The organism is Desulfosarcina variabilis str. Montpellier, assembly GCF_048565275.1.
Lineage (GTDB): Bacteria > Desulfobacterota > Desulfobacteria > Desulfobacterales > Desulfosarcinaceae > Desulfosarcina > Desulfosarcina variabilis.
On record NZ_CP159846.1, the window covers coordinates 2,068,836 to 2,083,349 of the forward strand.

The following is a 14,514-nucleotide window of genomic DNA, read 5'->3' on the forward strand; positions in this document are numbered from 1 at the left end:
GCCCACGGTTGGTTTGGCAAGATTTATTATCCTGGGAAAGCCGGAGGACACCAGATCCATTGTTGTCCAACGAAAGGCTGCCGCTTGAATTGCAGTGTCGACCCTGATGCCCTGGCATTGGCGTCTTCCGGCTTTCGCAAGTTACTCGTTTTATGGTGCCACGCCAGGGCCCCTGATGGGTCAATCCATGATGCCACGAATAACACGGGTTAGATCTCTGGCAATAATTGGTTTGTGCAGCAGTGCACGAAGTCCCATGGCCTCGATCTGTTTTTGATCCACGGCTTCACTGAACCCGGTGCACATGATAACCGGTATCTGAGGTCTCAGCCGGTGAATATGTCGGGTCAGTATATCGCCGGTCATTTTAGGCATGGTCAAATCGGTAATCACGATGTCATACTCATCCGCGTGGGATTGAAAGTGCTCCCAGGCGGTGATGCTGTCCGAAAACACCCTCACCCGATACCCCAGCGGCCCCAGGGCATCCCTGGCCAGTTCCCCTTGGATCAATTCGTCGTCGACAAACAAGATCCTTTCTGTACCGCCAAGGGCCGTGTCCGGTTCCAAGCGATCGACAACCTCAATCGGCTCGCTGATCATAGGGAGAAAAACGCTAAATACCGATCCCTCATCAGGACGGCTGGTTACGATTACCATACCGCCCAGGTTACGGACTGTGCCATGCACGGTCGAAAGCCCCATTCCCGTGCCTTCACCCTGCGCTTTGGTGGTAAAAAAAGGATCGAATATTTTGTTCTGAATATCTGGTGAAATTCCGTGCCCTGTGTCGGCCACGGATATTTTTATAAAGTTTCCGGCTGCCATGCCCGGATGGTTGGCCACCTCGTTTTCTGTCAGGGTTACATCTTCCACGCTGACCGTAAGCAAACCACCGGCTTTGCTCATGGCATGGCCCGCATTGGTGCATAAGTTCATGACAATCTGGTGGATGCCGATCGGATCCGCTAAAACCGTGTTTTGGGAATTCAGGTCCTGCCTGATCTCAATCGTTGCCGGCAGTGACGCTCGCATGAATTTGAGTACTTCTTTAACAATAATACGGGGGCTGACCGGTCTGGGGTTGGTTTCCTGGCTGCGGCTGAAAGAGAGAATCTGTTTGATCAATTCGGTCGCGCGGGAGCTGGCATCGAGGATGCGGCCGATTTTTTTCTTGCCGGCCTCGTTGCCGGCCACATCTGCCAAGGCCAAGTCGGCATAGCCAATGATTGCCGATAAAATATTATTAAAATCGTGGGCAATCCCGCCCGCCAGTCTGCCGATGGCCTCCATTTTTTGAGACTGGCGCAATTGTTCTTCGATTTCCATTTGCTTGGTGATATCCCGCCGAACCGATGCATGACCGCTTAGCTTGCCCGCCGGGTCGTATATGGGTGTTGTCGTCACGTCCTGCAGGATTAACCGGCCATCTTTGGTCCGGTTCCAGATTCGCCCCTCCCAGATTTTGCCTGATTCAATCGTCCGTCGGATTTGGGCATAGAACGCCGCTTCATGGCGGTCGCTCTTTAGAATTCGCAGGGTCTGGCCGATCACTTCAGCGCGGGAATATCCCGTGACCTCCTCGAATCGCGGATTGACGTATTGAATAACGCCCTCCGGATCGAGAATGACAACATCTTCGGCGGCCTGTTCGACCACCGAGGCCAATTGGGCGACGCGCGTTTCGATCTGCCGGGTCCGGGAGATATCATGGGCCAAGCCTTGGGTCCCCTGGTAGGTCTCCGGCGAAACAATATCATCCGCGTAGAGTCCGTCACTGGAAACAAGGAAGGTTGACCAACCCGAATCCATCAACATGGATGAATTTTGCACTTTTTCAGAAGGCCTGATCATGAATCGGACTTCAAGTGCCTGAGTACTTCTTTCACCGGTGCGCCGTTCCCGCAGGCCATGGCCGGCCAGAGCATTATTGTCGGGGTGAAAAAAATCCGTAAACGGCTTGCCGATGAGATCATCCGGTTGATAACCAAAGTTTTTGACCGCATCACTGATATACGTGACATTGCCTTGGGGGTCCAATCGGTAGATGATGTCCGGTGTTTTGCTCAGGATACTCTTAAGTTCATCACGGGCTTGCTGAAGAGACCGTTCCGCGTGGCGACGTCGGTTACGGTGGATCAGCAGAATGAAGAGCAAAAGGCCTTCAATCAGCACCAGGCCAGTTACCCCGATGATCTGCCACTTGTAAAGATTCCATACCGAGAGTTTTTTTTCGCGTACGATGCTGCCGGCCGGTAGGTCGGCCTCCCGAATCTGCCATCGCTCGAGTTGACGCCAGTCGAACAGATACACGGTTGCACCCGAGGCCAGGGGAATGGTTGCTGGCGACGTGCCATTCAGGATGCGCAATCCCATCTCGGCAATCTGAATGCCGGCTAGTTCCGCGCTGGACAGATTCCCACCAACAATCCCGCTGCCCAGCAACGCATCCCATAGACCATACATCGGTGCATTGATCGTGCGGGAAAGCTCGGGCAGGATCATTTTAGGGATGAATGCTTCCCCGGCACCATCCATCAGCGTCAGCACGTACAGGGCAACCGTGTGATCAGGCAGCCTGGACGCCTGGTGCAAAAGGGCATCCATCGCAAGAGCGGTCAAATCGATGATCTTAACCCGGTCCTTGTAGCCCTTCAAGACATTCCAGGCGATTTCCCCATATTGGCGATCAGTATCAGAACTGCCTGAAATAATGGCAATGTTCCGTGTCCCCGGATGCAGTTTAAGGGCAATATCCAATGTGCCTTTGACATCGATGGCAGCGATGATACCCGTCATATTTGACATTAAAGGGATGCTTCGGATGTTTTCATTCCCGGAAAGAAACGCCAACGCTGCACCCGGGAAGAGGGTTTTTCCATGGACGATCATCAGGTTTGTCGCAGCGATGTCCACGGAAATGACCAGGTCTATTTTACGGCCGGCATATTTGTAGCGATAAAGATCGATCAGCTTTTGCACATAATCAGCTCCGACGTTTTCCGATAGGCCGGTGTATTCGGTGTGGATGTCGATGGAAAGATGCGGATCATTCTTCAATGTGGCGGTAATGGACTGGTTGACACGTTGCTGCCAAGGCATATCCGGGATATACGAGTTGATGATAAGCACTTGTTTGGAATTTTTTTTTCGCGGGGCCGGCATTTCTTCTGCTGCGCGAATAACAGTACCGGTTGCCAATAAGATGCTTACCCCGATCGTGAGCATAAAAACGCCCAACGCGCATTTACGTCTTATTTGAGCCACGATCATTTCACCGTATCTCCCAAAATTGGAATAGGGCTACTGTCTTGAGCTAACCGATAATTACCAAAGATGATATTACATGGTGGGTCGAAAAACAACCGTCTCAACCGATGAAATTCATTTTGGTTATTGTTGCGATTGTTGCGCTATTGGGGGTGCTGTTCAACCGGTTATTGCCGAGGATGTGACCGCCGCAGTGGATGTAAACTCAGCTTATGTGTGGAGAGGGCAGACGTTTAACGATGGCATGGTTGCCCCGCCCAGCGTCGATGTCGCTTCCGGCGGTTTTGGTTTTAACGTATGGGGTAACATTGATATCGACGATTATTATTCCACCCTGGAACTTGGCTGGGAATATGGAATCACCGAACAGCTCAGCCTGGGCCTCGGCGGCTCAATCGCCTATGCCGGAGAAGAATACTGTGCGGATGACAGTGCCGGTTTGTATGACTCCAACCTTCTATTAGAGCCCCACACACAAAAAAGCCCGCTGTATGCCCTGTGCATGCAGCGGGCTTTTTTATGGGCATACAAGGGCACCGGTTTTAAAAAAAACGTCACATGTTGCGGGATGCTGTATTTAAGGGCGCAGGAAAAAAGGATGTTATGGGCAGTCATCGAAGCATAATAACGTTGACCGTATGACCTAAAATTGACACAATTTATCGTTGGGAGAGTAATCAGAAACGTTTTTTCGTTAATATTCTTTTCTTAAGCGTCTGTTTGAGAAGTCTGGATCAGTTGAAGGTCCTGATGATTCGACGAAATTGTGAGGATAGTCGATTGAAACCCGCCATTCTTTTTCTTTTCTTTTCTGTTTTTCTATCCAGCGTTGCTTTTCATTCTTTCACCTTGGCCAAAGCGCCCAAAATTTTGTATGTCAATTCCTATCACAAAGGTTACCAATGGAGCGACGATATCGAAAAGGGACTTTTCAAGGCCCTTGGCGTTAAAATGCGTGACGATGGAACCCTGGATATATCCCGCAGCGGGATTGAACTCAAGATCGTCAGGATGGACACCAAACTCAATCCCTCCGAACGCTTCAAAAAAAATGCCGCCCTTGCGGCCAAAACGATCATCGACACATGGCAACCCGATGTTGTGGTGGCCAGCGACGACAATGCCTCCAAGTATCTGATTGTGCCTTACTTTAAAAACGCGGCGATTCCCTTTGTGTTCTGCGGGGTGAACTGGGATGCCTCGGTGTATGGATTTCCGGTGGCCAATGTGACCGGGATGGTGGAAGTTGAGGCAATGAATGATACCATTGGTATGTTAAAGCTCTATTCCAGGGGAGATCGGATTGGTTATCTGGGTGCGGATGAATATACAAACCGCAAGGTCCTGCCCTATCATGAACGTCTTTTAGGAATCCACTACAGCGAAGGCAAGCTGGTGTCGACATTCGACGAGTGGAAGCGGGAGTATGTGCGGCTTCAGGATGCGGTGGATATTCTTATTTGTCGGAATCCCATCGGCATCACGGGATGGGACCCGCAGGCGGCGATAGAATTTATCCGCACCCATACGAAAATTCCTTCAGGATGTGCGGCTGACAACACGATTCAATATGTGCTGTTGGCGTGTACCTCTATCGCCGAGGAACAGGGCTGGTGGGCCGGCAAGACAGCACTAAAGATCCTGTCGGGCACGCCTCCAGCAGACATCCCCATCACAAGAAACAAAGAATCGCGAATATATTTGAACATGCACCTAGCCGCTCGGCTGGGTATTAAATTCCCCATGTCGCTTATTGAGTACGCCACACTGGTTGAAGAACTGCCGGAAAGTGAGTAATCCATGTACCGCAACACGATCACCGTCAAGCTGCTGGTCATTATTGTCGGTGCCTTTTTCGTTACCACCGTGGTTGTTCTGGTGCTTGCCGATATCCAGCTCAAGCAGATTCTGGACAAAAGCCAGGATGCCGTGTATTCGGAACGGATCGATACCATCGTTGGTTTTCTTTCCAGACGGAATGAGCGTTTGAAAAAAACCGTCCTCGTGGAAGCCTATCTTGACGATTTCAAGGCCTCGGCGCTGGCTATTCTTCGCAATAGCTATTACAAGCTGTCAGATCCAATCATTTTTCCGTTCATTCTCGATACCGATGGTAAAATCGTCATGCACCCCTATTATCCTGCCGGCGATGGATCATTGAAATCGGTGCCAGCAACCCGACAAATTCTTTCAACCCGATCCGGACAATTCGAGGCCACTGAACAGGGCCGGACCCAATGGTACCGCTACCGGACATTCGAGGACTGGAATTGGGTGATTGTTTATACGGTTCCCCTGGACGTCAAATATCGCGATGCGATCATTTTCCGTAATACATTGATTGGGATTATGAGCGGTGTAACCGTTATTGTCCTGCTGATCCTGGCGGTTGTGGTGCGCCGTTTCACCCGGCCGATCGTCAGGCTTACCGAAGCATCCAAACAGATTGCAGCCGGAAATCTCGATTATCCCATTGATTCGCGTGGTAATGACGAAGTCGGGATTCTGGCCCGGGCGTTTTCAAGTATGCGTGATGCCATTCAACTCAAGATTGCTGATCTGAACAAGGAGATCCTCGAACGCCGGCAAGCTGAAAAAGCATTGCAGGAGAGCGAGGCGCGTCTCGGCGAAGCCCAGAAACTGGCCGGGTTGGGGTATTGGGAGTTGGATGTCAGAACAGGCAACGTCACCTGGTCGGAGGAAGTGTACAACATCTATGGCTTGACCCCTTCTGAGTTTACGCCAGGAGTCGATTCCATCATGGGCTTGTCACCCTGGCCGGAATACAACAAACGCCATGAAGAGGTCATGCACTGTGCGCTTGAATTGAAGGAAAAAGGCAGCTTTGTTCAGAAATTTCTGCGTTCCGACAAAAGCGCGGGGTACTATCATTCCACATTCAAAGGGAAATACGACCCGGACGGTAACCTGGTTGCGATCAGTGGGACCGTCATTGACATCACGGAACTGAAAACCCGTGAGTCGGAATTGCAGCAATTGCGCAACTATCTTGGCAATATCATCAACTCCATGCCTTCCATGCTGGTGGGCGTGGACGAACAAGGTATTGTTACGCATTGGAACAGCGAGGCTGAAAGAGTTACCAAGCTGTCGGCCCAAACGGCTGTGGGAAAACCTCTGGATCAGGCCGTGCCGTGGCTTTCAGCGGAAATGGACCGGATTCGCCAGGCCATCCGAAACCGTGAGGAACAGTTCGACGCCAAACGCAGCCGGAGAGAAAACGGCAAATTGGTTTTCGAGGATCTGACCATCTATCCCCTGATTGCCGATGATGTACAAGGGGCCGTTATCCGAATCGACGACGTCACCGATCAGGTGCGCATGGAAGAGATGATGATCCAAAGCGAGAAGATGCTTTCGGTGGGCGGCCTGGCTGCGGGCATGGCCCACGAAATCAACAATCCTTTGGCCGGGATGATTCAGACCACAAGAGTCATGGCCAATCGCCTGGACAAAAACAGCCGGATCCCGGCCAATCTCAAGGCTGCCGAAGCGGCAGGAATCTCCATGGAGGACATCGGTGCGTTCATGGATGCGCGGGGGATCTACGGCATGATCGAAACGATCCTTGAATCGGGTCAACGGGTGGCCAATATCGTATCCAATATGCTCAGTTTTGCCCGTAAAAGTGACGCCCAGGTATCCTCCCAGAACCTGATTGATCTGATGGACAAAACCCTGGAACTGGCGGCTGCCGACTACGATATGAAAAAGAAATATGATTTCAAATTGATCGAAATCGTTAAAACATATGCCCCCAACCTTCCTCCTGTTCCTTGTGAAAGCGGCAAGATTCAGCAGGTGTTGCTCAATATCCTGCGTAACGGCGCCGAGGCCATGCAAAGCAATCAAGACCGCAAACCCCGGTTTGTTCTGCGTGCATATGCGGAAGAGAGCTCTCAGATGGTCTGCCTGGAGATTGAGGACAACGGCCCCGGCATGGATGAAGCCGTGCGCAAACGGGTGTTCGAACCCTTCTTTACCACCAAAGCGGTGGATGTGGGTACCGGTCTGGGATTGTCGGTTTCTTACTTCATTATCACCGATAACCACAAGGGGCAGATGAGCGTAGCCTCCACGCCCGGCAAGGGCACCACCTTTTTTATCCGTCTGCCCATGGCCGGATGATCCGGTGAATCATGAATGCTGAATTGCCTGTACCCTAATCAGGCGGGTCAGTCACAGACGGGCACTATCGATTGAGAAGACCAGTCGTCCGGCAGCCGGTCAAAATAGGCGGCTTCGCCAAGTCGGCCCCGTTTGCGACAGCCCGTGGCGTAGATGGCGCATTTGCGGGTGAGGACGTCAAGCGCTGCTGCTGTCTGATCGGCCGACAACACGCCTTGACGCAGGATTTTGACGATTGCCTGGATGCGGTATCGATCCAATTGCGGCATGGCCGACAATTGATCGGCATGACCGCCGTGTTTGACGATCAGCGGCTCGTCGATCAACGCCACCGGGTACTTAAAGGTGATGCGCAACCACAGGTCATAATCCTCACAGGCCGGCAACTGCTCGTCGAAAAGTCCCACCTCGTCCAAAAGCCTCCGGCGCATCATGACCGCCGAGGGACTGATCAGGCAAAGGGGCAGACAGCGCTCAAAGATCATGCCTCGATGCTTTTTGTGGTGGCGCTTGGGGTTGACACGTCGGCCATGGCGAATCCAGATTTCTTCGGTCTGGCAGATCAAGTTCTCGGGATGGGCGTCAAAAAAATCCACCTGGGCCTGTACCTTGCCCGGCAACCAGGCATCATCCGAATCCAAAAGGGTGATCAACTCGCCTTGTGCCGCACGAATACCGGCGTTGCGTGCCGCACTGACCCCTTGATTGGCCTGGCGAATCACCCGGATACGTGTTCCGTAGGAGGACAAGAGGGCCGGCGTGTCGTCGGTGGACCCATCGTCGACCACGATGGTTTCCAGATTCGCGTATTCCTGGGAGAGCACTGAATCAATGGCTTTTTTCAATGACCACGCCCGGTTAAAAGTGGGCATGATCACACTGACTAACGGTGGTTGAATGGTTTTCATGGGACTACCATACTGCCCGCTTTCAGGCGGCGCAAGTCCGGCCATGTCCGAGCTTTACGATTACGATTCTTAAACACGAGCACGACGAGCATTGGCGTTTTTCGTGCTCGTGCACGTAATCGTAATCGATCATCATTTTTTACTATCGATCGATGAAATTCCCGCTGAACTCCTCCAAAATTACAATTGCTGTGGCACTTATGGCCAAGTTGACATAAGCGGGTTTTTGCCTTAGCATTAAAAAATTATCTATTTGATTTTCCCACCGAACCCCAAAAGGGAAGTAAAAAGGCAAAAGGTATTTTCTTTGCCTGCAAACCGGCTAATGACTGCCGTTTATTATTTTATAAACCCGATCAGGAGGAATCCCTATGAAAAAAGTCGCTTTGATGGCAACTGTTATTGCTCTGGCTCTTGCTTTTGCTACTGTTCCAGTGGATGTCCAGGCCAGAACCACTTTTGTTACCATCGGTACGGGGGGCATCACCGGGGTTTACTATCCCACCGGTGGGGCCATTGCCAAAATGGTCAATGCCAAGCGCAAAACATATGGCATCCGGGCTACCGTCGAATCCACCGGCGGGTCGGTGTTCAACGTCAATGCCGTGATGTCGGGAGATCTGGAGTTTGGTGTGGTTCAGTCTGACCGCCAGTACCAGGCCATCAAGGGGATGGCTGAATGGGAAGGTAAACCGCAGAAGGACTTAAGAGCGGTGTTCAGTATCCATCCGGAGTCCGTGACCCTTTGCGCCACCGTCGATTCCGGTATCATGGACATCAAGGACCTCACAGGCAAACGGGTCAATATCGGCAACCCCGGGTCCGGTCAACGCCAGAATTCTATTGATGCCCTCGAGACCAACGGAATCAACTGGGAAAAGGACATTAACGCCGAGCAAGTCAAAGCCGCGGAAGCACCCGGATTGCTGCAGGACGGCCGTATCGACGCATTCTTCTATACCGTTGGCCATCCCAGTGGGGCGTTCAAGGAGGCGACCGCCGGTGCCACCAAGGTGCGCTTTGTTTCCATCTCCAATGTGGATTCATTGCTCAAGAAGTATCCCTACTATGCCAAATCTTTCGTGCCGGTGGATCAATATCCGGGCGCCAAGAATGACAAGGATGTACCCACCTTTGGTGTGAAAGCCACGTTTGTGACTTCGGCCAAGGTTCCCGCCGACGTGGTGTATGCCATTACCAAGGAGGTGTTCGACAACTTCGATAAATTCAAAAAACTGCATCCGGCCTACGCCGTGCTGACCAAGGAAGGCATGCTGGAAGGTCTGTCCGCGCCCATTCACGAGGGCGCTATGAAGTATTTCAAAGAGGTCGGCCTGAAGTAATCATCCGTTGACGGCAGGTTGTGCCGGCAGATTGGGATGGCGGTGCAACCTGTTTGTTCGTGGTATAGCATTCAAGATAATGTTATTGGACTGCGTTATCGGTCGCCGCGGTATTGATTATACAGCTTCCTCCCTTAAGGCCTTGCCAAAACCATTATCTTAAACACTATAGAAACGTGTGCCTGTCCAAAAAAGATGGTGCCAGGAGCTCATTCATTCATGGATGGCGTTGAAATAACCGTTTCACAAGTGAGTATGGGTGATACCGATGATTGAAAAAGCCGTTGAACCGAACGATGATGGACTGGAAATCGCTAAACGCATGGCCGAGGAAGAGGAGGGCATGGGGCGCCGGCCCAAAGGCTGGGCCCGCTGGCTGATCCCTTCCATTGCCGTGTGCTGGAGTCTGTTCCAACTTTCCATCGCCAGCTGGCTGATCATCGATTCCACCTTTATCCGTTCCATTCATCTGGCCTTTGCCCTGCTGATCGTCTACCTTAACTATCCTCTTTTCAAACACCCCAAATTCGGTATCGCTTATTTTTCCGCCACCGACCGGATTCCCATACTGGATCTGGTCATCAGCGTCATCGCCGCTGTATCGGCCCTTTACATTGCCCTGGACTACGATGGGCTGGTAATGCGCTATGGCGCACCCATCATGCGGGATCTGGTCATGGGATCGGCCCTGGTGATATTGCTGCTCGAGGCGGCTCGCCGGGTGATCGGCCCGGCCCTGCCGGTAATCGCCATTGCGTTTTGCCTCTACGCGTTTCTGGGGCCCTACATGCCAGATCTGATTGCCTTCAAGGGAGTGTCCCTGAATCGCTTCATGGGGCAGATGACCATGTCCACCGAAGGCATTTACGGCATCCCCCTGGACGTGTCGGCAACCATTGTTTTTCTCTTCGTGCTTTTCGGCGCCATGCTGGACAAAGCCGGCGCCGGGCAGTATTTCATCCGTCTGGCTTTAAGCCTTCTGGGCGGCTTCAAAGGCGGGCCGGCCAAGGCGGCTATTATGGGCAGCGGATTGACCGGCCTGGTGTCCGGCTCCAGCATTGCCAATATCGTGACCACCGGCACCTTTACCATTCCGCTGATGAAAAAGGTGGGCTACCCGCCTACCAAGGCGGCGGCCGTGGAAGTGGCGGCCAGTACCGACGGACAGCTGGCGCCGCCGATCATGGGCGCCGCAGCCTTTATCATTGCCGAGTATGTGAACGTGCCCTATGTGGAGGTGATCAAGGCCGCCGCCGTACCGGCCTTTGCCTCTTATGCGGCGCTTTTCTACATTTCGCATATCGAGGCGTCCAAACTGGGGCTACGGGGCATGTCCCGGGCGGAACTGCCGGCCTTTTTCAAAACCCTGGTCAGCGGCACCCACTTTCTGGTGCCTATTTTGATGCTGCTCTATGAATTGATTGTGGTGCGCCATTCTCCGGAATTGGCCGCGTTTAACGCGATCTGGGTCATGGCCATCATCATGCTGTTTCAACACCCGGTCAAGGCGTACATGGCCAAAACGCCGTTAGGCCCGGCGTTCAAGGCTGGTGTGGTGGATATTTTCTCCGCCCTGGCATCGGGTGCGCGTAATATGGTTTCCGTGGCCCTGGCCACGGCGGCGGCCGGGATAATCGTCGGTGTTGTGGCCCTGGGGCTGGGCCAGTTGATCACCGCCATTATCGACACCCTTTCCGGTGGTAACATTTTCCTGATGCTCGTGATCACCGCCGTTACCAGCCTGATCATCGGCATGGGCTTGCCCACCACGGCCACCTATATCGTCATGGCGTCCCTTACTGCGCCGGCCATTGTGGAAATCGGCGGATTCAACGACTTTATCGTGCCGCTCATGTCCGCGCACCTGTTTTGTTTTTATTTCGGCATCCTGGCTGATGACACCCCGCCAGTGGGACTGGCCGCCTATGCGGCGGCGGCCATTGCCAAATCACCGCCCATCCCCACCGGACTGCAGGGGTTCATGTACGACATCCGTACCGCCATTTTACCGTTCATGTTCATTTTCAACAGTGATCTGATTCTGTACAATGTCAACAACTGGCCTCAGGGGTTGCTCATTTTCGCCATGGCCTGTTTTGGTAATTTTGCCTTTGCATCGGCAACCCAAGGGTGGTTTGTGGCCAAGAACAAGGTCTGGGAAATCCCGCTTTTTCTTTGCGTTACCCTGATACTGATGCGGCCTGATCTGATCGCCTCGCTGACCGGTATTCCCCACGATCAGCGCTATTGGGTTTACGCCATCGGCATGGCCATTTTTGGGCTGCTCTACCTGATGCAGCGGCCGCGCATACCTGCGCCGGGGGCTGCAAGCGCCTGACGTATCTCCGATCCTTAGTTTGTCATCGTGATGAGCCATTCAACCTTTGCCAAGGAGGGATAATGGGCCAGACAAAAAAGATTCTCGTGGCCATGGCATCCACCGAATATTCTCGGGGTATTTTTGATTTTGCGGCAACCCTGGCCACAGGCCTTGAGGCGCAGTTGATCATTGTCAACATCATCAACTCGCGGGACATTGATGCGGTCCGACAGGTCGCCGACATGGGCTATGCGGTTGATGGTGACAAGTACGTTGCCGGCATCAAGGACGCCCGACAGCAGGAGATCGAAGCCATTCTTCGCCATTCGACATTTCCCAAGACGCGCATTCAAACGATTCTGCGCGTGGGCAATCCCGTAGATGAGTTGATCAAGATCGCCATGGACGAATCAGTGGATATGGTGGTCATGGGCACCAAGGGCAGAACCGATTTGCAGCATATTTTAATGGGGTCCGTGGCTGAGAAGATGTTTCGCCGCAGTCCGGTGACTATTGTTTCCTATCGCGATGCGGCGCAGGCCGAAAAACTGAAAAAGCGTTTTCGTTTTTAGAGTACACCCGTTCAGATCCTGCCAATAGGAGGAAGCCAAAATGACCCGACAATGGGTTGGTGTGGGTATCGGTATGGTTATGATCATTGTTTTGGCCCTGGTGAATGCCGGGTTTGCCGGGGATCGTTTCACGGTCAACGGTGACGGCACGGTAACGGACCATGAACGGGGATTGATGTGGGCCACCCACGACAACCATGGGGACATCAACTGGCACCAGGCCGATAAATGGGTGCGCTATACCTTCCCCTATACCCTGCCGACCATGTACGACAACTGGCGCATGCCGACCCTCTCCGAATTGCAAAGCCTGGTTCAGGGAGGCAAAGGCTATGAAACCGACTGCGGTCAGTGGGTCAAAATCGTGCCACAGATTCGTTTGAGCTGTGGTTGGATCTGGACGTCAGAAAGCGGACAACTGGGGCCCACGGCAACGGTTTTCAACTTTGACAATGTCTACCATTACACGGTACGCAAAGCCCATCATCGGGCGTATCGGGCGCTGCCTGTGCGCAATCTGGATGGCCGCTAAGAGACTACTTGAAAAGTTTTCTAAATGGGTTGCCATTTCCTTGCTGTCACTCCTCATAATCGGCTCGTGGATCCAGGGTCATGGCCACGGGAGAGGTGCTTTTCATGGGCACAAACGCCACCTGATCTTCTACCGGCACAATCTCGATCTTTTCCCGTTTTCTCAAATAGATGGTGGCCACGGCCAATCCGCCATTGACCAGGCACCAAAAGGCGAACAGTCCCAACGGTGTTCCCGACAGGGTCATGATCGTGGAGGCTGCAATCGGGCTCAAGCTGGCACCGATGCTGTACGCGAACAAAAGGCCGGCACTGACGGCCACGGCATCCTGTCCGCCGAAAACATCATGGGCCCTGGCCACGGATACCGGGTAAACAGCAAACATCATCATACCGAACAGCCCCATCTGTAAAAATATGGTCACGAACGTGGTCTGCCTGCTGATGAATATCAGTGCGCTGAATATCGCAATGGCTGTGGAAATGACCCCAAGCACCATGGTCCGATCAAACCGATCGGAGATTGAGCCCACCACCCATTGGGCAGCCAATCCGCAAAAAACTGTGATGGACATGATCCAGGACAACTGGTGCAGGGACATGCCGATGCGGTTGCAAAGCACCGGCGTTAATGCGTAAAAGGCGCTGTTGCTCAATCCGGCAGCCATGCACCCCAACATCCCCAGTGGGGATTTACGGAAGATGGCAAAGAAATGATAGGGCTTGGTCTCCGGCAGACTGGGATGCACACCCTCGGTCGCCGATACGGGCACCATGCAAAGTGAGAAAATAACGCCGGTCAGGATGAACAGCTCGTTGCTTCGAATGTCGCCGATGTTGAGCAATTGCTGCCCAATGCCGATGCCAAGATAGGTGAGGGTCATGTAGATGGAGAACACCCGGCCGCGCAAGTGCGATGCGGTGCATTCATTCAGCCAGCTTTCGATCACCATGAACATACCGAAGGTAACAATACCGCTGAGAAATCGTAACACCGCCCAGAACCAGGCAGACAGGTAAAGGCCGTGCAGCAGAATCACGGCCGTGGCCGTGGCGGCGAAAACCGTGAAGGCCCGGATGTGGCCGACATGCTGGATCAGTCGATGACAAACAAAAGACCCGATCAGCAGGCCCGAGAAATAACATGACATAACAATGCCGGCCGTAGTGGATGAAAATCCTTCCATGGCCATACGTGTGCTCAGCAGCGTACTCAGCAAACCGCTACCGGTCAGGAAAATGAAGGTTGCCGCGAACAGGGCGCCAAATGCCCCGATGGTGGTGGCCATGGGCGTTGTCTCCTTTACATAACGATCGATATCATTTCGCCAGCCGCTATATCGACCAAAAAGCGCCCGAAAAAAGCAGAATTTTAAAAAATATGCAATCGGTTTTTTTTACCCATGGCTGCCCGGTATCGC

10 protein-coding genes are annotated in these 14,514 nt (G+C 52.8%); 7 read left to right on the top strand and 3 right to left on the bottom strand.

Annotated elements, in window-relative coordinates; all coding sequences use genetic code 11:
- Positions 1-180: 180 nt before the first annotated feature.
- Positions 181-3,267 carry a PAS domain S-box protein gene (locus Dvar_RS09285; protein WP_419661404.1) on the bottom strand — a complete coding sequence of 1,029 codons (3,087 nt, stop codon included), beginning with the start codon at positions 3,265-3,267 and terminating at the stop codon, positions 181-183.
- A gap of 79 nt (positions 3,268-3,346) precedes the next feature.
- Here Dvar_RS09285 and Dvar_RS09290 point away from each other — a divergent pair, with 79 nt between their 5' ends.
- The 3 genes from Dvar_RS09290 to Dvar_RS09300 all read left to right on the top strand — a co-directional run bounded on the left by Dvar_RS09290 (position 3,347) and on the right by Dvar_RS09300 (position 7,419).
- Complete coding sequence (locus Dvar_RS09290; RefSeq protein WP_419661405.1) at positions 3,347-3,895, top strand: hypothetical protein; 549 nt, start codon at positions 3,347-3,349, stop codon at positions 3,893-3,895.
- Positions 3,896-4,050: 155 nt separating this feature from the next.
- Complete coding sequence (locus Dvar_RS09295) at positions 4,051-5,067, top strand: ABC transporter substrate-binding protein (protein WP_419661406.1); 1,017 nt, start codon at positions 4,051-4,053, stop codon at positions 5,065-5,067.
- Between the two features lie 3 nt (positions 5,068-5,070).
- Positions 5,071-7,419 (top strand): ATP-binding protein, encoded by a 2,349-nt coding sequence (locus Dvar_RS09300; protein ID WP_419661407.1) that lies wholly within the window; start codon positions 5,071-5,073, stop codon positions 7,417-7,419.
- Positions 7,420-7,466: 47 nt separating this feature from the next.
- On the opposite strand, the gene Dvar_RS09305 is transcribed toward Dvar_RS09300, so the two are convergent.
- Positions 7,467-8,327, bottom strand: coding sequence for a glycosyltransferase family 2 protein (locus Dvar_RS09305; protein WP_419661408.1), 861 nt, complete (start codon positions 8,325-8,327; stop codon positions 7,467-7,469).
- A gap of 371 nt (positions 8,328-8,698) precedes the next feature.
- On the opposite strand from Dvar_RS09305, the gene Dvar_RS09310 reads away from it, so the two are divergent.
- From Dvar_RS09310 to Dvar_RS09325, 4 genes are all read left to right on the top strand, one after another.
- A complete protein-coding gene (locus Dvar_RS09310; protein WP_419661409.1) occupies positions 8,699-9,670 on the top strand; it encodes a TAXI family TRAP transporter solute-binding subunit in 972 nt (323 codons plus the stop codon).
- Positions 9,671-9,938: 268 nt separating this feature from the next.
- On the top strand, positions 9,939-12,008 hold the full coding sequence (locus Dvar_RS09315; RefSeq protein WP_419661410.1) for a TRAP transporter permease: 2,070 nt from the start codon (positions 9,939-9,941) through the stop codon (positions 12,006-12,008).
- Positions 12,009-12,070: 62 nt separating this feature from the next.
- Entirely contained in the window at positions 12,071-12,562 is a 492-nt protein-coding gene (locus tag Dvar_RS09320) for a universal stress protein (RefSeq protein ID WP_419661411.1), read from the top strand.
- A 40-nt stretch (positions 12,563-12,602) separates the two neighbouring features.
- Entirely contained in the window at positions 12,603-13,094 is a 492-nt protein-coding gene (locus tag Dvar_RS09325) for a DUF1566 domain-containing protein (protein WP_419661412.1), read from the top strand.
- Positions 13,095-13,140: 46 nt separating this feature from the next.
- Here the strand turns inward: Dvar_RS09325 and Dvar_RS09330 are convergent, their stop codons facing one another.
- Positions 13,141-14,382 carry an MFS transporter gene (locus Dvar_RS09330; protein ID WP_419661413.1) on the bottom strand — a complete coding sequence of 414 codons (1,242 nt, stop codon included), beginning with the start codon at positions 14,380-14,382 and terminating at the stop codon, positions 13,141-13,143.
- Between the last annotated feature and the right edge of the window lie 132 nt (positions 14,383-14,514).